The sequence below is a fragment of the Thioalkalivibrio sp. ALJ16 genome (assembly GCF_000377345.1).
GTDB lineage: Bacteria > Pseudomonadota > Gammaproteobacteria > Ectothiorhodospirales > Ectothiorhodospiraceae > Thioalkalivibrio.
Genome location: NZ_KB898057.1, coordinates 1 through 17470 on the forward strand (window position 1 = coordinate 1; position 17470 = coordinate 17470).

Below are 17470 nucleotides of genomic sequence, written 5' to 3' on the forward strand. Positions count from 1 at the left end.
CCCGATCCTGCGTTGCGCCGCTTGCGGGTAGAACCACTACCCGCTGCACGACGCGCCTTGCCTCGGAAAACAGGGGGCACCAACGCGGACGTGCGATTAAATCAGCGTCTCCCTAGCGCCCGTTTGCGGGGTGGGCCCCGGTCGCCAGAGCGGGCGGCGGGGCCCTTTCGTTGCCGGGCGGCGTCCGGCTACTGGCGGATGAAATCGGAGAAATAGAGCGCCGTGATGCGCGGGGCGCCGGTGATCTCGTCCAGGAGTTCGTTCAGCTCGTCCGTCGCCTGGCTGCGCAGATCCTCGCGGGCGCCGCTGCCGGTCAGGCTTTCCGGGCTGCGTCCACCGAGGATGTGGATCAGCCGGTCGCGCACTGCCGGGATGTGTTCGCGGATCTCGCGCGCGTCTTCCAGGTTGTTGCCTTCCAGCTGGATCGAGGCCTGCAGGTAGCGGCCGCGGTCGCTGGATTCCATGTTCACGACCACCGGCTCCAGGGTCACGTAGTGGCTGTCGAGGTCGTCCACCGCCGCCGCGACGGACGTGGCGAACAGCAGGGTCAGGCCCAGCAGGGGGGCGGTCAGGGTGGGCAGGTGGCAAGTTCTCATGGCATGTGCTCCGGGGCGGGTTGCGTGCTGGAGGCGATCAGGCCGCCACGACGATGGGGCTCCTGACCGAAGTATGCCACCAGCTGGGCATAGATTTTCGGCATGGCCTCCCGCAGCCGGGCGGGTTCGAAGAAGAAGGCCTCCACCGCGACGGCCAGGAACTCTTCCGGGGCGGTGGCGGCGTACGGGTCCAGCGGCAGGGCAGCCAGGTCTTCCTCCGCGGTGGCCTCCACCGTGGCCACGAATGCCTCGTAGGCCTGCGAGAAGTCGTGCGTCCAGTCCCGGGCGGATTGACCCCGGGGCAGGGGCGGAAACCCGTTGACCTCGCCGTTGCCGGCATCCAGCACGTGGGTCATCTCGTGTACCACCACCGCGCCGTCGCGTTCGACATCGTTCCACGACAGGATCACCGGCCCGCGTTCCCAGGCCTCGCCGGACTGGGGTATCGCGCCCTGATGCACGATCCCGGCCTCGTCGACCCACTCGTGCTCGGGCACGAAGGTGTCGGGATACAGGATCAGGGTGCGCCAGTCGCGGTAGGGTTCCAGGCCCCGTTCGAGGACTGGCAGGGCCGCGTAGGCGGCAATCACCTGGCATTGCCAGGGCTCCGGCTCCGCCGCGATCCCGATGAACTCCCGGCTTGCGAGGATCTGGCCGATCAGCTCGCGCAGCCGCGAGCGTTCCTCCGGCGTCAATGTCGCGATGAACGGCACCCGGTGGCGCAGGGCCTCCCATTCCCCATTGTGCAGGGGCACGCTCTCGGGCTCGAGCCCGGCAAAGGGCCCCAGCAGGCGCCGGAACAGGCCGCGCAGTGGAAAGTGCGGGGACGAATGCATCGCGCAATCGTCGCATGTTTCCGGCGCCGATGCCGGGCTGCAAGGCGCGCATTGATCAGTGTTTCCCGGGGCATTGGGTTAGGATGCCCGGCATCCAGGCACAACAATCGACATGGATCAGGGTTTTCCCTGCAAGGCCAGAGAACAGAGGAGAACGGGATGAGCCGACGAATCGTGACCGGGGTGCTGCTGGCGGCCTGGCTTGCCACAGGGGCCGCGATGGCGGCCGACGAGGTGCATACGGTGGAGCAGCTGAATCAGGCACCCGCCGAACTCGAGGGCGAGAAGGTACGTCTGCAGGGCATTGTCGGGCGGGTGAACGACGACATCATGGGCCGCAACTTCATCCACCTGGTGGATGGCACGGGGGCCGAGGGCGATTACATCACCATTACCTCCACCGAATTGCCCGCGGTGGGTGACCGTGTCGAGGTGACCGGGACGCTGATCCTGGATCGTGACTTTGGTGCCGGCTATACCTATCCGGTGATCATCGAAAACGCGGAGTTTGCCGAACGTCAGTGACGTTCAGGGCCCCGGTTGTTGTGCCGGGGCCTTATTGTTGATTCGGGCCGCACAGGATGTCGCAGCCCCCAGATACCCAGGGACGGGATGATGTCCATCAAAAATCTGTTGACGCGGTTTGTCCTGCTGTATGTCTTGCTGTCGATTGCGGTCACGGTGGTGATCGCGTACTTCGGGCTGGACGAGCTCGGTGTGCCACTCGGCATTGCGATTCTTACGCTGGCGGTCATGTTGCCGTGCGAGGCCTACGGGCGCAGAAACGGGCGCTATCTGTCGCGCCCCGAGAAACGGAGGGTGATCGCGGTGATGGTGGCCGTGCTCTGGGGCACGCAGCTTCCCGTTACCTTCCTGCTGGCATGGGCCGAAGGCATCGCACTGGACCCGGTGCTGCTCGGGATTGTGGCGGTTATTGCGCTGGTCTACGCGGGGTTTGTTGCGGCCGCGGTCAGCATAACCGGCCGCAATCTCCGCAAGCGCGGCGTGATCGCAGAGGAGTCGCCGGAGTCTCCCTAGTCGGCCAGTTGGCGCTTGAGCCAGGCGATATCGTCTTCCGGCCACTCCGTGGCGGTCACGGCCTGCCAGGCGTCAACGTAGTGCTCGGCGGCGTACACGTGCCCGTAGCCGCGCGGGGCAGCGTCGCCGATCGCCACGTCCACCGCCAGCTGCAGCATGGTGATGACCGGGTACCAGGTCAGATCCGGCGAGACATCCGGGCCGCGTGGCGCCTGCATCCATTCGGGTTTGCGGTATAGCGCCTGCGGCTCGAAGAAGGTGATCGGATCGCTTGCGTACTGGAGGTAGACGATGCGCATCGGGCCCCAGGCGGCGCCGGGGATGTCCAGGTGGTTTTCCTGGTTGGTGAACCGCACCACCGAGCTGTCACGAAAGCGTGGCAGCCAGGCCGGGGAGTCCGGCTGGCGCTGGCGCACGATGTCACGCCAGGTCTCGCTCCGGAACGGGGGGCCGGCCCACAGCGCCCCGGTGAACGGATCCCCGATCACGTCGTACAGGTCGGCTGCGCGTTCGGAGTTCAGCGCGCCCAGGCTCAGGCCGTAGAGATAGAGCTGCGGACGCGCATCCGCGGGCAGCTGCTTCCAGTAGCCGTAGATCTCCGCGAACACGGCCTGGGCCGTTTCGCGGCCGTACTCCGATTCTGCCATCAGCGACAGCCAGCTCGGCAGGTAGGAATACTGCACGGCCACGGTGGCGACATCCCCGCCGTGCAGAAACTCCACTGGCTGGATGGCGCGATTGTCCACCCAGCCGCGTCCGGTGGGCGTGGCCAGCACCAGGACGGAGCGCTCGAAGGCCCCGACCCGCAGCATCTCCTGCAGCGCCAGGCGCGCGCGTTCCTCGATGGTCTCGGCGGCGTTCAGACCGACGTACACTCGCAGCGGCGCCTGTGCCGTGTCCCCGACGAAATCGGCAATCGCCGCCCGGTCCGGCGCCTGCCCGACAAACCGCTGCCCCTGTCGTCCCAGCCCCTGATCCCAGCTGACCAGAGAGGCCGGGCTGCCGGTGCGGAAGGCCTCGGTCGGCTGTTCCGCTCCGGGGTGTTCGCGAACGTCGAACTGCTGGAAGCTGCGATCCGCCGTGCGCAGGCCATATTCGAGGATCACCCCGTCGATCACGGCCCAGAACACCCCGGCCGCCACCAGGACCCCGATGACGTTGGACAGGCGGCGCGGCACGAAGCGCCGCAGCCGGAGCGCGAGAAAGCGTACCAGCAGCTGAAACAGTCGCCCCACCGCGAGCGTCGCGGCGAACACCGCCGCCGCGATCAGCCCGAGTCGGATCGGGAAGCCGCCGTCCACCGGGTCCTGTTCCATCAGCTCGCGGATGTTGTTCTGCCACTCAGTGGCCTGCCACAGAAAGGCGAGGACGATCAGCACGGCCCCGCCGCCGGCGATTATCACCAGGGTATTGTGGGTACGTTCACCGAACTCGGGCAGTTCCAGATACGACCACAGCCAGTGGAAGAACACGCCCAGCCCGTAGCCCGCGGCCAGCGACAGACCGGACAGGATCCCCTGCACGTCGTCGGTCCGCGGGATCAGGCTCGGGGTCAGCGAGGCGGCGAAGAACAGCGTGGCCAGGATCAGGCCGGGGATCGACAGCGACCCCAGGATACGGGTGGCCCAGCCGGGCCAGATAAAGCGCCGCAGGCGGGTTTGCAGACGGGCGACCACAGACATCGCGTGCGCGGTTCCTTCGCGGGTGGAAAGCCTCATCCTGTCTGGCCCACGGGACGGGTTCAAGTCTCCGCAGCGAAGCCCCGTTGGCTTCGGGAGCTACTGCCCGTTATGGCGCTGCGCGAATGTATGCCGCTGGCGAAAGCGAAAGGTCGCTTCGACCATGCGCAGGGCCACGCCGAACAGGGCCACTTGCACCAACAGGCCCCCTGTCGCCGCCCCGGCCGCCAGGCCGGTGGCCAGCCCGAGCGCCATCAACAACATCAGGAGTGTGGCGGCGATGCGACTGCGCAGCCAGCCGCCAACCACGGCGAGCAGCGCAACCAGGGTCCCCTCCAGCATCGTGTGGGTGTGCTGCATCAGCAGGCCGAGTGCGACGACGACCGCACCGGCCAGCGCCAGCACCCAGCCGGAGACCCGGGCCAGGCGCTGTGCCTTTTCCGCTTCGTCGACCGATTGCAGCAAGAGCCAGAGGTCGGCACCGGCTCCGGCCCAGTGGTGAGAACATGAGTACTTCATCGAAGCAGGGTACAACGCGAAGGTGACGGTTCTGTGACAAGCGGCTGGCGCGATTCAATCCGTGTTTCCTTGATCGTGATTCCGGTCGGCGGCTCTCCGGACAGAGGTTTTTCGGACGGCCGATGCCAGCTCCTCGCGCGCTTGCTCGGTGCCGTGAATGATGAAGTGGCCGTCGGGTTCGGCGGCAATCGCCGGGGTGGTCAGGGCCAGGGCCCCGGTTCCGCGTGCCGGGCAACGACCGCAAGTGGCCGTGGCACCAGTTCGAGTGTGCCCGAGGTCTTGAGTCGGTAGTACCGGATATACCTGTCCCCGGAGGCATGGTTCCGGGAATGACGTCTGGGTCTGCGCAACGCGCGCCGACCCCGGGCCCGCGTTACTCGGGCATGGTTGCCTCGGGTGAGTGGGTCCGCCGCAACTCGCGCAGCCGTTCGACGATGTCGGGGTGGTCGAACTCGCGTGCCCCGATGGCGCGATACGCGATGCGTCCCTCCGGGTCGATCACAAAGGTGGTGGGGATGCCGCGCACCGGCCAGGTATCGATGGCGTTGGCATCGAGGTCCAGCAACAGGGGGAAGTCGACCGGGTAGTCGGCGGTGAAAAAGAAGATGCGATCGGCGTCCTCGCCAACGTTGACGCCGAGGACGACCAGCCCTTCGGGCCCCAGCGTGTCCCACAGTCTCTGCAGCGATGGCAACTCCTCGCGGCACGGCGGACACCAGGTCGCCCAGAAGTTTACGACCACGACCTGGCCCCGGTAATCGCCCAGGGTGTGCTCCCGACCGTCCAGATCACCGAGTTCCAGGGGCGGGGCTTCCGGGCGCGGCTCGATGCCGGTGAGCATGCCGGTGTCGGCCGCGCCGGTTCCGGCCAGCAGGGTCACAAGGATCAGGCCCATCGTGATTCGGTACATGGTCGTCATCCCGACGGTTCCCCGGCGCAGCGCAGGTCCGGCAGACGGGCCTCGTGCGTCTCTCCGTCCTCCCGCCAGCGCAAGGTGAGTTCAAAGGGGGTGGCTGGCGGGAGATCGAACAGGATCATGCCCATCAGCCAGTCGCTGGGTTCGAAGTGATGTTCGCCGGGAAACAGGGCCCAGCGAAAGGCGATGCGTGCGGCGTCCGCTACCTCCTCTTGTACCCATGTCGCCTGCCAGTCCCGGTTTGTGCGTGGAGGGGCTGACCCTTCCCGTCCGTCGCTGTTCCAGCGGTGCAGCTCTATCTTGATGGCTTGATCGCCGCGATTGCGCAGGATCGTCTGAAAGACGCAATGGCTTGCGACAAGCTCGGCATGATCGGGGTCGAAGCCACGCCCCCGGAAGAACGCGCGCGTCTGGTCCGGTAGTAGTTGCGCCAGCTCCAGCGAGAGACTCCTGTCCTGCCATGTCCAGGTCGTCAGGCCGCTGCTTGCGTCCGTGTGCATCTGTAATTCTCCCGAGGCCTCGGCGCTGGCCGACGCCAGTGACGTGGCCAGTGTCAGCGGGGCCAGCGCAAGGCAGCGGGGCCAGCGTGCTCGGCCGCGTGTGCTACGGGCCACCCAGGACATGATCGAGCAGCGTCTCGAAGGCCGGCTCGGCACGTTCTACCGCGCGCTCCAGGCTGGGGTGCGGCTGCAGCGTGGTCATGAACTTCGGGTGCAGCATCGAGAGTTTCGTGTTGCCGTTCTCCTCGTACAACCCGATCTGGCCGCAGGGCATCATCGCTCCGACGTGCAGTCCGGCATCCACGATGTCCGGGCCCAGTGGCAGATAGCAGACCTTCAGGGCCGTGATGTCGCCACCGGCCAGGTCGAACTCGGCCAGAAAGATCCAGTCCTCCTCGTTCTCGGCGAACTCGCGGATGGCGCGAGCCAGATCCTCGCGGGACTGTTCGCAGTCGCGGATGATGAAGTGGTCGTCCGGTTCGACCGCGCTGGCGACCGGTGTGCCCAGGCCCACAGCGGCGGCGCCGGCGATGCACAGGGCGAGCGCGGGGAAGCGTGCAGATATTTTCATGATGGTGTCCTCCGGGGAGACAGCGATGTCAGACTCGCACGATCTCCGGCTTCAGCGACCAGGAGATCATCAGCAGTTCTTCCTTCTCGCGCTGGCCGACTCCATGTTCATCCAGGGCCTCGACGATGTCGTCGACCACAGCGACGAATTCCTCCTCGTTGATGTTCATGCCGCGATGGGTGGTCAGCATGTCGCGTCCGCTGTAGGCCTGCGGGCCGCCACTGCCGTTACAGATGAATTCGGTGACCAGGCGAATCACGTCATCGCGATCCGTGTCGACGTAGCGGTTGCGGATGGTGGCGTTCTGCGTGTGCTTGTCGAAGATAGTGGTGGCGAGTTCGCGGATGCGCGTCTCGCCACCCAGGCGTTCGTAGAGACTTGTGTCGGTCATGGTGATCCCTCCTCGCGGGGTTATCGGGTGGCCACGTACCAGTTGTTCTGCGGGTCATGGGCCAATTGATGGACCTGGATGTCATGAAAGCCGGCGCGCGCCAGGTATTCGCGGGCCAGGGGCTCGCCCCACATCGCGCCCAGTCCCGGGCCGCCCTGAGCGAGTGATACCGGCATGCAGTGCATGCAGGAGACGGTGTAAAGGAAGGGGCCCAGCGGGTGATCGAGATCGCCGTGGATCGCGCCGGAGCCGCGGATGTCCTGCATCAGGTAGATCCCCTCGGGTGCGAGCGCGCGGTGGATGCCCCGCAGGACCGCCAAGGGATCGGCCTGGTCGTGGATGGCATCGAAGGTGGTGATCAGCTCGAACTGGCGTGCCGGCACGTGGTGTTCCAGCGTCGCGGCATTCGCCTGAATGAACGCCACGTTGTCCAGCCCGAGGGTCTGCGTCTCGGCCCCGGCCTGCTCGATGGCCTCTGCCGACAGGTCGAGTCCCGTGAACTCGCTACGCGGGTAGAGTGTCGCCAGCCGGTTGAGGATGCGGCCCCTGCCGCAGCCGACATCCAGTACGCGGATGCCGCGTTCGAGGTGGTCGGTCAGGCCTGGCACCAGCGGCAGGATGTCGCTCTCCAGCGACGACAGGACGGACTGGCCGCTGTCCTCGGCCATCACCTCGTGGAAGCGCGCATAGTGCTCGTATCCGACGCCTTCGCCGGTATGGAAGGCGTTCACGATCCGGTCCTCCACCCCGCCCAGCAGGCCGATGTACTGGGCGAACACGGCCAGGTTGTCGGCCGCGGCGGCCCGGGTCAGGCAGGCGGCATGTGCCGCAGGGAGGGCGAAGCGCGGGCCCTCCGGATCCACAGTAACGATTCCGCCGGTCGCCATCGCCCCCAGCCATTCGCGTACGTAGCGCGCATTGAGGCCTGCGTCCGTGGCAAGCACCTCTGCGGTCGCGGCGGGGCGGTCGCGCATCCGGTCGAACAGCCCGGTGCGATGCCCGACCGAGATCATCAGGCACAACGCGCCGTGGTTGAGCATCTCGATCAGGTGCTCGCCGAAGGCCTCGGCAGTGCCTGGGGTTGCACGGCTGGGCGTTGCACTGGCTTGCGGGACGGAAGACATGGGCCGGCCTCGGGGGTGGCGCCGGATGGCTTTGTCTCGAGCCTAGGGGGCGGGGCCGCCCCGCGCGGTTACAAACTTGCGCCGGATGGCGCTTTCTTGCGGCAAATGCCCCGCCGCTGGCGAGTGGGTCAGGTCGAGGCTGGCGCGGGAAAGGCCGTGTGGCCTTAAGTGGCGCTGCCCGCCTGGAGACGTCGGTAGGCCGTCGGGCTTGCACCGAAGGCGCGGCGGAAGTGGCGGGCCAGCTGCTGCGGCGAGTAGCCGGTGGCGCTGGCGATCTCGGTCACGCTCAGCGGGCTGCCGGTCAGCAGGTCGCGGGCCCGTTCCAGGCGCAGGCGCGTGAGGTATCGATGCGGCGGCAGGCCGTGCGTCTCGCGAAAGGCGCGCGCGAAGTGCCAGGGCGACAGCCCGGTCAGGGTGGCGAGGTCGCCCAGTGTGATGCGCTGATCCAGATGGGCGCGCATGTACTCGATCACGCGCGCCGACTGGTGCGGCGCGAGGCCGGCCCGGCGCGCCTCCAGCTCCTGGTGCTGATCCGCGAGGCGGGCAAGGCGCACGACCAGCACCGCGATCATGCTCTCCACGAACAGACGTGCAGCCGGATCCTGCCGCCCCATCTCCTGCCAAAGGGCCGCCAGGGCCTGACTCACCAGCGGGTCGGCCTGTGTGCGGGTATGAAGGGGACTAAAGTCCAGCGGGTCATCGGGGGCGCGTTCCAGGCAGGCGCGGGCGAGTCCCGCGGGTATACCGACAAAACGCATCCGGGCCGGGTCGTGCATCTGGCAGTAAGTCGGAACGTTCGGTGGGATCACCACGAACTCCCGCGGGTGCGCCCAGCCGGAAAAAGCCCCGGCGCCGATGTCGCAACGAAAGCGAAAGGGTGCGCCGCGGGTGTCGCTGATCATCAGCTCGCGCACCGGCGGCGTGCTCATGCGCCCCGGCGGGTGGGCGTTCTCGATCATCGGTATCGCCGGGTTTTCCCGCGCGCGGGCCTCCTGCAGGAACGGCGCGTCGCGACCCCGCGCAAAGAAGTCGAGCATACTGGTCGATCGTTGTGGCATCGCCTGCACCCCGCAACTCTGTTTATAGGTCACGGCGAGCCGGCTATCCACCTGTGCGGTCCGTGCGACGGGGGTATCAGCGATAAACCCGCACCTCCTGTTCCCGGCCCTCCACGCCGCGGTTGGCGCAGAACTCCTGTGCATGGCCGTCGGCGTAGCGGATCTCCACGTTGAAGCCGGCCCCGGGCGGGTGGTTCAGGGCCACGCGGCGGCGTTCTCCGGGGCCGATCTCGCCCTCGCGCAGCGACGACTCGGACAGGTCGTGTCCGAAGTCGAAATGAACCGCGCGGATGGCGACCTCGCTGTCGTTGTGCAGGGTGATCATCAGCACCCCTTCGGGAGGTTCTGGCGCGACGCCCCAGTGCACCAGCGCGGCGCCTGCGGTCAGCCCGAGCAGGAACAGCCAGGTGGCGGGCGCGCGCAGGGCATCCACCACGATCTCGTCCCAGCTGCGCCGTTGACGGTCAGGTTCCATTGATACGTCGCCCCGCTAAAAATAAGAAAAATCTAATGCATGGGTTGGGCGCATGCCAGGGTGGTCGTGCTGCCAATCCGGCGCCGGGCGGGGCTGCATGTGACCGCGCGGGCGCATTCCGGTATGTTCGCCGGGTTTGCAGACAGGCAGGGCACGCACTCTCGTGGGAACCGACGAACGCAATCTGCAGGGACTGGTCGCGCAGCTGGCGGAGCGCCTGGCGGGGACGGGCCTGCACGGGCGCATTGGTCTGGAGAAAGAAACGCTGCGCGTCGGCCCGCAAGGATCGCCAGCCCTGACCCCGCACCCTGCGGCACTGGGCTCGGCCCTGACCCACCCGAATATCACGACCGACTATTCCGAGGCCCTGCTGGAGCTGGTGACCCCGCCGTTCGACGATGTGCGCGAGACGCTGGGCTTCCTGCACGACCTGCAGGCCTTCGCCGCCGCCAATGTCGGCGACGAGACCCTGTGGTCCACCTCCATGCCCTGCGTGACCGCCGATGACAACGCGATCCCGGTCGCGCAGTACGGCACGTCCAACGCCGGGCGTATGAAGACCGTCTATCGCATCGGGCTGGGGCACCGCTACGGGCGCAAGATGCAGGTGATCGCCGGGGTGCACTTCAATTATTCCCCGCGCCCCGAGTTCTGGCCCGCGCTCGCACAGGTGCTGGGCGAGCAGGACGACCGTGGCTTCCGCGACGAGCGCATGATGGGCATGATCCGCAACCTGCTGCGCTTCGGCTGGCTGGTGCCATATCTGTTCGGGGCCTCGCCGGCCGTGTGCAATTCCTTCCTCGAGGGCCACGGCGCGGTGCTGGAGGACTTTGACGACGATACCTCCTACCTCCCGCATGCCACCAGCCTGCGCATGGGCGACATCGGCTACACCAACCGCAAGGAGGCGGACACCGGCATCAAGGCGGACTACAACTCGCTGGCCGGCTATGTCGACTCGCTGCGCTGCGCGATCAACACGCCCAGCCCGGAGTGGGAGCGCATCGGCGTGAAGGTCGACGGCGAGTACCGCCAGCTGAACGCCAACATCCTGCAGATCGAGAACGAGTACTACTCGACCGTGCGGCCCAAGCAGCCGCTGGAGCGCTTCGAGAAGCCGACCGATGCGCTGGAGGCGCGCGGGATCGAGTACGTCGAGCTGCGCTCGGTCGACATCAACGCGCAGCACCCGCTGGGGGTGGATGAGACCCAGCTGCGTTTTCTCGAGGTGTTCGCCCTGGCCTGCCTGCTGCAGCCGAGCCCGCTGCTGGAGCCGGGCGAGCTGGATGCGATCGATGCCAACCTGCTGGACGTGGCGCACTACGGCCGCCGCCCCGGCCTCGAGCTGCGCCGGCAGGACGAGTCTGTACGGCTGCAGGACTGGGCCCGCGAACTGCTGGCCCTGATGCGCCCGGTCGCCGCGATCCTCGATCAGGAGTTGCCGGGCGACCCGTACCGCCGTGCGCTGAGCGAGCAGTGGGGCAAGGTCGAGCAGGCCGACCTGACCCCCTCGGCGCGCATGCTGGAGGACATGATGGCGCGCGAGGAGGGCTTCTACCGCTACGCCAGCCGCCTGTCCGCGCAGCACCGCGAGGCGTTTCGTTTCAACGGCCCGCTGCCGCGCGCCGAGACCCTGGAGGCTCTGGCGCGCCAGAGCCTGGCGGAGCAGGCCGCGATCGAGGCGGCCGATACCCTGGATTTCGACACCTTCCTTGCCCGCTACTTCGACGGCACCCTGCGCGCCTCCTGAGCCTCGCCACCGCCTTGTTCATTCGGTATTTTCGGATTATCGGGCGGAAATAACGCGATTTATTTTCGAATTTATCGACAGGATAATCGAGGCCATCATCCGTAACCGTGGCGGCTAAACCGCTGCAGAGGGAACCCCATGAGTCTCCTGATCAACGGCGAACTGCGCGAGGGCTGGCTGGAGGAGGAGTCCGACGAAAGCGGCGAGTTTGTGCGCCAGGACCAGCAGTACCGCAACTACGTGACCGCCGACGGCTCTGCGGGCCCGCTGGGCGAGGGCGGCTACCCGGCCGAGTCCGGGCGCTATCACCTGTACGTCTCCTATGCCTGTCCCTGGGCGCATCGCGCGTTGATCCTGCGCAAGCTCAAGGGCCTGGAACCGCACATCGGGCTGTCGGTGGTGCACCATTACATGGGCGACGCCGGCTGGTCCTTCGATGACTGCGACGGCTGCACCGGCGACCGCGTGCACGGCTCGGCCTACATGCACGAGCTGTATACCCGTACCGATCCGAAATACACGGGCATCGTGACCGTGCCGGTGCTGTTCGATACCCGGACCGACCGGATCGTGAACAACGAGTCGGAAGATCTGGTGCGCATGTTCAACAGCGCCTTCGACGGCATCACCGGCAACACGCTGGATTTCTACCCGGAGGACCTGCGCGAGGAGATCCACGCGGTCAACGAGCGCGTCTACGAGAACGTGAACAACGGCGTCTACCGCTCGGGTTTCGCAACCTCCCAGAAGGCCTACGATGCCGCCTGGGACCGCCTGTTCGAGACCCTGGACTGGCTGGAAGAGCGCCTGGCGCGCCAGCCGTTCCTGGTCGGGGACCGCATTACCGAGGCCGACTGGCGGCTGTTCACCACGCTGGTGCGCTTTGATCCGGTCTACTACAGCCACTTCAAGTGCAACCGCCAGCGCATCATCGACTTTCCGGCACTGTCGGCCTACCTGCGCATGCTCTACCAGCGCCCCGGCGTGGCCGAAACCGTGCGCATGGACCATATCAAGGCGCACTACTACGGCAGCCACCCGATGCTGAACCCCAGCCGCATCGTGCCGAAGGGTCCGGTGATTGATTACAGTGCGCCGCACGGGCGACCGCTGGGGGCGCTTCCGGCCGCGTTGCGGAACGCCGACGAGATGTGACGGTCGTTACTGAAATGGCCGCATGATGGCCCCGGTTTCGCATGGCCGACGCCCGGATCGGTCCCGGGCGCCAGCAAAATCACGCAAGGGGTGTATCGGGTGAAGGCAATCGGATGGCTGCTGGGGTTGCTGGTCGTGGCGGCACTGGGGACCGTGGCGTGGTACACGCTCGGCCCCCACGCGCCTGCTGACAACGCGGGCGACGAGCCAGCGGCGGAACGTGATGACCGCATCCCGGTGCGTACGGCCGAGGTGGCTCCGCGTACCTTCGAGACCCGGGTGGAATCCCTGGGCACGGTCGCGGCCAGCGAGTCGGTCACGGTCACCGCCAGCGTGACCGAACGGGTGGTCGAGGTCCTGTTCGACGATGGCGATGCGGTTACGGCCGGTCAGGTACTGGTACGCCTGGATGCCGACGAGGAACGAGCGGCGCTGCGCGAGGCGCAGGTGCAAGTGGACGAGGCCCGCCGCGAACTCGAGCGGATCCGCGGCCGGGTCGAGGATGGCGTGGTCACGCGCCAGCAGGTCGACCAGCAGCAGTCTCGGCTGAACGAGGCCGAAGCGCGGCTGGAGGCCGCCCGCGCCCGCGTGGAGCTGCGCACCATCCGGGCGCCGTTCGCCGGACGCCTGGGGCTGCGCCAGGTCAGCCCTGGGGCGCTGGTCAGCCCCGGAACCGCGATCGTCGAGCTGGATGACATCGCCACGGTCAAGGTGGATTTCGCTGTGCCCGAGCGCCACGCCGCCGCCATCGAGCTGGGGCGCGAGGTGCAGGGGCGCAGCAGCGCCGGGGCATTTACGGGCGAGGTCACGGCCGTCGCCAACCGCCTCGATGTAGGGACCCGCACCCTGACCGTGCGGGCCAGTATCGACAACCCCGATCTGCTGCTGCGCCCCGGCATGTTGCTGAACGTGCGCCTGGCCCTGGATCCGGTCGAACGCCTGGCCGTGCCCGAAGGCGCGATCCAGCAGGTCGCGGATCAGCATTTCGTTTTCCGTCTGCGCGACGATGGCACGGTGGAGCGGACCCGGATCCGCATCGGTCGGCGCGACCCCGGTTTCGCCGAGCTGCTGGACGGTCTGGAACCGGGCGATATCGTGGTCTCCGAGGGCGTCTCCCGCGTGCGTGACGGCCGCGCCGTGCGGGTGCTGCCGGCACCGGTGGCGCCCGCCACCGACGGAGACGAGGCCGGGCAATGATCATCTCGGATGTCGCCAATCGCCGACCGGTCCTGGCGATTGTCTTCAACCTGCTGCTGATCACCTTCGGGCTGATCGCCTATAACAGCCTGCCTCTGCGCGAATACCCGGACGTGGATCCGCCGGTGGTCACGGTGGACACGCTCTACCCCGGTGCCAGCGGCGAGATTATCGAACGCGAGGTTACCCAGCGCCTGGAGGACCGCATCGCCGGGATCGAGGGAATCCGTTACGTCGAGTCCTCCAGCGAGGACGGGCGCTCGCGCATCACCATCGAATTCAACCTGAACCGTGACCTCGACGCGGCGGCCAACGACGTGCGCGAGGCGGTCAGTCGCGTGCTCGGGGATCTGCCGGACGAGGTCGAGCCACCGGAGGTCACCAAGGCGGATGCCGATGCCAACCCAATCCTTTGGCTGAACCTCTCCAGCACCGTGATGGATGCGCTGGAACTGGCGGACTACGCCGAGCGCAACCTGATCGACCGCATCTCGGTGGTGGATGGCGTGGCGCTGGTTCGACGCGGGGGGGCGCGCAGTTACGCGATGCGCATCTGGGTGGACCGCGAGGCCCTGGCCGCGCGCGATCTCACCGTGCTGGATATCGCCAGCGCCCTGGAGCAGGAGAACGTCGAACTCCCGGCCGGGCGTCTGGACTCGCTGGAGCGCGAGTTCACCGTGCGCGTGGATCGTCAGTACCGCACCCCGGAAGACTTCTCCAGCCTGGTGCTCCGGCGTGGCGAGGCGGGCCAGCTGGTGCGTTTGGGCGACGTGGCCGAGGTGAACATCGGCGCGGATACCGAGCGCAGCGAGTTCCGCGGCAATGGCGAGGACATGATCGGCCTGGGCATTATCCGGCAGTCCAACGCCAATGTGCTGGATGTCGCCAACGGGGTGAAGGCGCTGGTGGCCGATCTGCAGGACAGCCTGCCGGAGGGGACCTCGCTGACCACTACCTACGACGAGTCGGTGTTCATCGAGGGCGCGATCCGCGAGGTCTACATCACCCTGGCGGTCGCCACCGCCGCGGTGGTGATCGTGATCTGGCTGTTCCTCGGCAGCTGGCGGGCGACGCTGGTGCCGGCGGTTACCGTGCCGGTGGCCATTACCGCTGCCTTTATTGGCATTGCCCTGTTCGGGTTCTCGATCAATCTGCTGACGTTGCTGGCGCTGGTGCTCGCGGTCGGGCTGGTGGTGGACGACTCGATCGTGATGCTGGAGAACGTCCACCGCCGCATCGAGCGCGGCGAGCCCGGGCTGCTGGCGGCCTATCGTGGCGCCGGACAGGTCGGCTTCGCGATTATCGCGACCACTTCTGTACTGATTGCGGTGTTTGTGCCGCTGGCCTTCCTTGAAGGTACGGTCGGGCGCCTGTTCACCGAGTTCGCGATCGCGATGGCGATCGCCGTATTTTTCTCCAGCATCGTGGCGCTGACCCTCGCCCCGGTGCTCTCCGGGCGCCTGATGCATAAGGGCGACGACAACACAGGCGCGGCGCGGTTCATCAGCCGCGGCTTCGCGGTGCTGGAGCGTGGCTACGGGCGTGCCCTGCAGACCGGGCTCAAGGGCGCATGGCTGATCGTGCCGATCCTCGCGGCGGTGCTGGTGGCGGCCTGGTACCTGTTCGACACCCTGCCCGAGGAGTTCGCGCCGCAGGAGGATCGGGGCTCGTTCTTTGTATTGGTGGACGGCCCCGAAGGGGCCAACTTCGACTACATGAGCCGGCAGATGGCCGAGGTCGAGGCCCGCATCATGCCGCTGGTCGAGGACGGCCCGATCCGCCGCGCCCTGGTGCGCACGCCGCGCGGATTTGGCGGCTCCGAAGTGGTCAACAATGGCTTCGTTATCGCCATCCTGGAGCACTGGGACGATCGTGATCAGTCCGGCCAGCAGGTGATCGGCGAGATCCGCGGCATCATCGACGAGATGCCGGGGGTCGAGGCGCGGGTGGTGATGCGTCAGGGGCTGTCCCGCGGCCGTGTCGGACCGCCGGTCCAGTTCGTGATCTCCGGGCCGGACTACGAGCAGCTCGAGGAATGGGGCGAGACCATGCGCGAGGCGGCCGAGGGTATCGACGGCCTCACCCGCGTGGACCTCGATTACGAGCCCACCCAGCCCCAGCTCAACGTGCGTCTGGACCGGGACCGCGCCGGCGACCTTGGCGTGTCGCTGCGCGATATCGGGCGCACGCTGGACATCGCCCTTGGCGGCCGAGCGGTCACCACCTTCGTGGATCGCGGCGAGGAATACGATGTGATTATCGAGGGCCTGACCGACCAGCGCCGCACCCCGGCCGATATCGACAACCTCTATGTCCGTTCCGGTAGTGGCAGCATGGTCCCGCTGTCCAGCCTGGTCACCTACGAGGAACAGGCCGGCCCGTCGTCGCTGGAACGCTACAACCGCTCCCGGGCCGTGACCCTGACCGCGGGCCTCGCCGATGGCATGACCCTGGGCGAGGCCCTGGATGCGCTGGATGCGCTGGCCGCGGACCTGCTGCCTGCGGAGGCCGGGATCGACTACAAGGGCGAGTCACTGGACCTGCGCTCCGGCTCCGAGGCGATCCTGTTCGTGTTTGCCCTGGCCCTGCTGGTCGTGTTCCTGGTGCTGGCCGCCCAGTTCGAGAGCTTTGTGCACCCGTTCGTGATCATGCTGACCGTGCCGCTTGCGGTGGTGGGTGCCCTGCTCGGTCTGCACCTGACCGGCCAGACCCTGAACATCTACAGCCAGATCGGGATGGTCATGCTGATCGGGCTGGCGGCCAAGAACGGCATCCTGATCGTCGAGTTCGCCAACCAGCTGCGCGACCGCGGGCGTGACTTCGACACCGCCGTGGTCGAGGCGGCGCGTATGCGCCTGCGGCCGGTGCTGATGACCGCGCTGACCACCGTGGCCGGGTCGATCCCGCTGATCCTGGCCTCCGGGCCGGGCGAGGAGACGCGCTTCGTGATCGGGGTGGCGGTGTTCTCCGGTGTGCTGTTTGCCACGCTGTTTACGCTGTTCGTGATTCCGGCGGCCTACAGCCTGGTCGCGCGCGGCACGACCTCGCCGCTGGCGACCACCCGCCGCCTGCACGACCTCGACGCCGAGATCGACGATGTCGACGGCGAACGCCGCGGTGCCCGCGCCGCCACCACCTCGCGCGCCGAACCCTGACCGCTGAGTGCCAGCCGCCAGCTGTGTTGTGGCTGGTCCTGGTTCGGCATCCGGTGTTTACGGTGCCTTCGGTCCACGTACTGCCAAGCGCTGACTCGCCAGCGCGCCCCGAGGTACTTTCTTGCTTGCCCAAGAAAGTACCCAAAGAAGGGCACCCGGATTCCGCCCGGGAACCTCGCTCCGGACGTGATGAGCCGGCGGCGCTGAACTCGCTGCGCCTGCGGCTTCGCTCAGACATCCAGCGCCTTCTCCCGGCCCATCACGCCCTCCGCGAGGGGCTCCATACGGGGGAGGAAGGTCAAGACAGAAGGTGTTCCAGCCCCACGACACCACAACAGCCCTGCCGCCTGAAAGCCCCAGGCGCCCGCTCGCGGGCGCGGCACGCAACGGCCCAAGGCCGAGCGTGCCCAGATGCCGGAAGACCCAGCCTTGATCCATTACCACGAACCTGTGGACCGCCGTTGTCTTGACCTTGACCCCCCGTTGTCGTCGCGCCGAGTGGAGAGGGTT

At 67.3% G+C, this 17470-nt stretch carries 17 protein-coding genes and 2 pseudogenes; 6 read left to right on the top strand and 13 right to left on the bottom strand.

Annotation, left to right across the window (positions count from 1 at the left end; genetic code table 11):
* Positions 1–188: 188 nt before the first annotated feature.
* Positions 189–596: a flagellar basal body-associated protein FliL gene (fliL, locus tag D000_RS0112525; protein WP_018873875.1), complete on the bottom strand. Its 408-nt coding sequence runs from the start codon at positions 594–596 to the stop codon at positions 189–191.
* A complete protein-coding gene (locus tag D000_RS0112530; protein WP_018873876.1) occupies positions 593–1432 on the bottom strand; it encodes a zinc-dependent peptidase in 840 nt (279 codons plus the stop codon). The genes fliL and D000_RS0112530 overlap by 4 nt, the downstream gene beginning before the upstream one ends.
* Before the next feature lie 159 nt (positions 1433–1591).
* On the opposite strand from D000_RS0112530, the gene D000_RS0112535 reads away from it, so the two are divergent.
* Both D000_RS0112535 and D000_RS0112540 read left to right on the top strand, forming a co-directional pair.
* Entirely contained in the window at positions 1592–1957 is a 366-nt protein-coding gene (locus tag D000_RS0112535) for a hypothetical protein (RefSeq protein WP_018873877.1), read from the top strand.
* A gap of 90 nt (positions 1958–2047) precedes the next feature.
* The gene (locus D000_RS0112540; protein ID WP_026279988.1) at positions 2048–2470 is read left to right on the top strand and encodes an ABZJ_00895 family protein; all 423 of its coding nucleotides are present in this window, start codon (positions 2048–2050) and stop codon (positions 2468–2470) included.
* Here the strand turns inward: D000_RS0112540 and D000_RS0112545 are convergent.
* The 10 genes and pseudogenes from D000_RS0112545 to D000_RS0112585 all read right to left on the bottom strand — a co-directional run bounded on the left by D000_RS0112545 (position 2467) and on the right by D000_RS0112585 (position 9703).
* On the bottom strand, positions 2467–4152 hold the full coding sequence (locus D000_RS0112545; protein WP_018873879.1) for an alpha/beta-hydrolase family protein: 1686 nt from the start codon (positions 4150–4152) through the stop codon (positions 2467–2469). The two genes, D000_RS0112540 and D000_RS0112545, sit on opposite strands and share 4 nt — an antisense overlap.
* 96 nt (positions 4153–4248) lie before the next feature.
* On the bottom strand, positions 4249–4668 hold the full coding sequence (locus D000_RS0112550) for a DUF3784 domain-containing protein (RefSeq protein WP_026279989.1): 420 nt from the start codon (positions 4666–4668) through the stop codon (positions 4249–4251).
* Between the two features lie 108 nt (positions 4669–4776).
* Positions 4777–4878, bottom strand: a pseudogene (locus D000_RS14425) (DUF302 domain-containing protein); the annotation flags it as partial.
* A 163-nt stretch (positions 4879–5041) separates the two neighbouring features.
* The gene (locus D000_RS0112555) at positions 5042–5563 is read right to left on the bottom strand and encodes a TlpA family protein disulfide reductase (RefSeq protein WP_369772928.1); all 522 of its coding nucleotides are present in this window, start codon (positions 5561–5563) and stop codon (positions 5042–5044) included.
* A 20-nt stretch (positions 5564–5583) separates the two neighbouring features.
* Positions 5584–6207 carry a hypothetical protein gene (locus D000_RS0112560; RefSeq protein ID WP_038047943.1) on the bottom strand — a complete coding sequence of 208 codons (624 nt, stop codon included), beginning with the start codon at positions 6205–6207 and terminating at the stop codon, positions 5584–5586.
* Positions 6188–6655 carry a DUF302 domain-containing protein gene (locus D000_RS0112565; protein WP_018873883.1) on the bottom strand — a complete coding sequence of 156 codons (468 nt, stop codon included), beginning with the start codon at positions 6653–6655 and terminating at the stop codon, positions 6188–6190. Before D000_RS0112565 ends, D000_RS0112560 begins: the two co-directional genes overlap by 20 nt.
* A gap of 28 nt (positions 6656–6683) precedes the next feature.
* Positions 6684–7046 (bottom strand): group 1 truncated hemoglobin, encoded by a 363-nt coding sequence (locus D000_RS0112570; protein ID WP_018873884.1) that lies wholly within the window; start codon positions 7044–7046, stop codon positions 6684–6686.
* Between the two features lie 20 nt (positions 7047–7066).
* On the bottom strand, positions 7067–8170 hold the full coding sequence (locus tag D000_RS0112575) for a class I SAM-dependent methyltransferase (RefSeq protein WP_018873885.1): 1104 nt from the start codon (positions 8168–8170) through the stop codon (positions 7067–7069).
* Positions 8171–8334: 164 nt separating this feature from the next.
* Positions 8335–9207 carry a helix-turn-helix domain-containing protein gene (locus D000_RS0112580; RefSeq protein ID WP_018873886.1) on the bottom strand — a complete coding sequence of 291 codons (873 nt, stop codon included), beginning with the start codon at positions 9205–9207 and terminating at the stop codon, positions 8335–8337.
* A 97-nt stretch (positions 9208–9304) separates the two neighbouring features.
* A complete protein-coding gene (locus D000_RS0112585; protein ID WP_018873887.1) occupies positions 9305–9703 on the bottom strand; it encodes a hypothetical protein in 399 nt (132 codons plus the stop codon).
* 163 nt (positions 9704–9866) lie between these two features.
* On the opposite strand from D000_RS0112585, the gene gshA reads away from it, so the two are divergent.
* From gshA to D000_RS0112605, 4 genes are all read left to right on the top strand, one after another.
* Positions 9867–11453 (top strand): glutamate--cysteine ligase, encoded by a 1587-nt coding sequence (gene gshA, locus D000_RS0112590; RefSeq protein WP_018873888.1) that lies wholly within the window; start codon positions 9867–9869, stop codon positions 11451–11453.
* A 138-nt stretch (positions 11454–11591) separates the two neighbouring features.
* Positions 11592–12608, top strand: coding sequence for a glutathione S-transferase family protein (locus tag D000_RS0112595; protein WP_018873889.1), 1017 nt, complete (start codon positions 11592–11594; stop codon positions 12606–12608).
* A 99-nt stretch (positions 12609–12707) separates the two neighbouring features.
* Complete coding sequence (locus D000_RS0112600; RefSeq protein ID WP_026279993.1) at positions 12708–13805, top strand: efflux RND transporter periplasmic adaptor subunit; 1098 nt, start codon at positions 12708–12710, stop codon at positions 13803–13805.
* Positions 13802–16960, top strand: coding sequence for an efflux RND transporter permease subunit (locus D000_RS0112605; RefSeq protein ID WP_018873891.1), 3159 nt, complete (start codon positions 13802–13804; stop codon positions 16958–16960). The genes D000_RS0112600 and D000_RS0112605 overlap by 4 nt, the downstream gene beginning before the upstream one ends.
* A 230-nt stretch (positions 16961–17190) precedes the next feature.
* Here D000_RS0112605 and D000_RS14520 read toward each other — a convergent pair.
* Positions 17191–17398: pseudogene (locus D000_RS14520) on the bottom strand (hypothetical protein).
* Positions 17399–17470: the final 72 nt, after the last annotated feature.

Bases quoted from the DNA above. Each gene is read 5' to 3' on its own strand.
- D000_RS0112580 (WP_018873886.1), bottom strand. From the start codon at position 9,207: ATGCTCGACTTCTTTGCGCGGGGTCGCGACGCGCCGTTCCTGCAGGAG.
- D000_RS0112585 (WP_018873887.1), bottom strand. From the start codon at position 9,703: ATGGAACCTGACCGTCAACGGCGCAGCTGGGACGAGATCGTGGTGGAT.
- D000_RS0112565 (WP_018873883.1), bottom strand. From the start codon at position 6,655: ATGAAAATATCTGCACGCTTCCCCGCGCTCGCCCTGTGCATCGCCGGC.
- D000_RS0112535 (WP_018873877.1), top strand. From the start codon at position 1,592: ATGAGCCGACGAATCGTGACCGGGGTGCTGCTGGCGGCCTGGCTTGCC.
- D000_RS0112575 (WP_018873885.1), bottom strand. From the start codon at position 8,170: ATGTCTTCCGTCCCGCAAGCCAGTGCAACGCCCAGCCGTGCAACCCCA.
- D000_RS0112550 (WP_026279989.1), bottom strand. From the start codon at position 4,668: ATGAAGTACTCATGTTCTCACCACTGGGCCGGAGCCGGTGCCGACCTC.
- D000_RS0112540 (WP_026279988.1), top strand. From the start codon at position 2,048: ATGTCCATCAAAAATCTGTTGACGCGGTTTGTCCTGCTGTATGTCTTG.
- D000_RS0112560 (WP_038047943.1), bottom strand. From the start codon at position 6,207: ATGTCCTGGGTGGCCCGTAGCACACGCGGCCGAGCACGCTGGCCCCGC.
- D000_RS0112605 (WP_018873891.1), top strand. From the start codon at position 13,802: ATGATCATCTCGGATGTCGCCAATCGCCGACCGGTCCTGGCGATTGTC.
- D000_RS0112570 (WP_018873884.1), bottom strand. From the start codon at position 7,046: ATGACCGACACAAGTCTCTACGAACGCCTGGGTGGCGAGACGCGCATC.
- D000_RS0112530 (WP_018873876.1), bottom strand. From the start codon at position 1,432: ATGCATTCGTCCCCGCACTTTCCACTGCGCGGCCTGTTCCGGCGCCTG.
- D000_RS0112555 (WP_369772928.1), bottom strand. From the start codon at position 5,563: ATGGGCCTGATCCTTGTGACCCTGCTGGCCGGAACCGGCGCGGCCGAC.
- D000_RS0112545 (WP_018873879.1), bottom strand. From the start codon at position 4,152: ATGTCTGTGGTCGCCCGTCTGCAAACCCGCCTGCGGCGCTTTATCTGG.
- fliL (WP_018873875.1), bottom strand. From the start codon at position 596: ATGAGAACTTGCCACCTGCCCACCCTGACCGCCCCCCTGCTGGGCCTG.
- D000_RS0112595 (WP_018873889.1), top strand. From the start codon at position 11,592: ATGAGTCTCCTGATCAACGGCGAACTGCGCGAGGGCTGGCTGGAGGAG.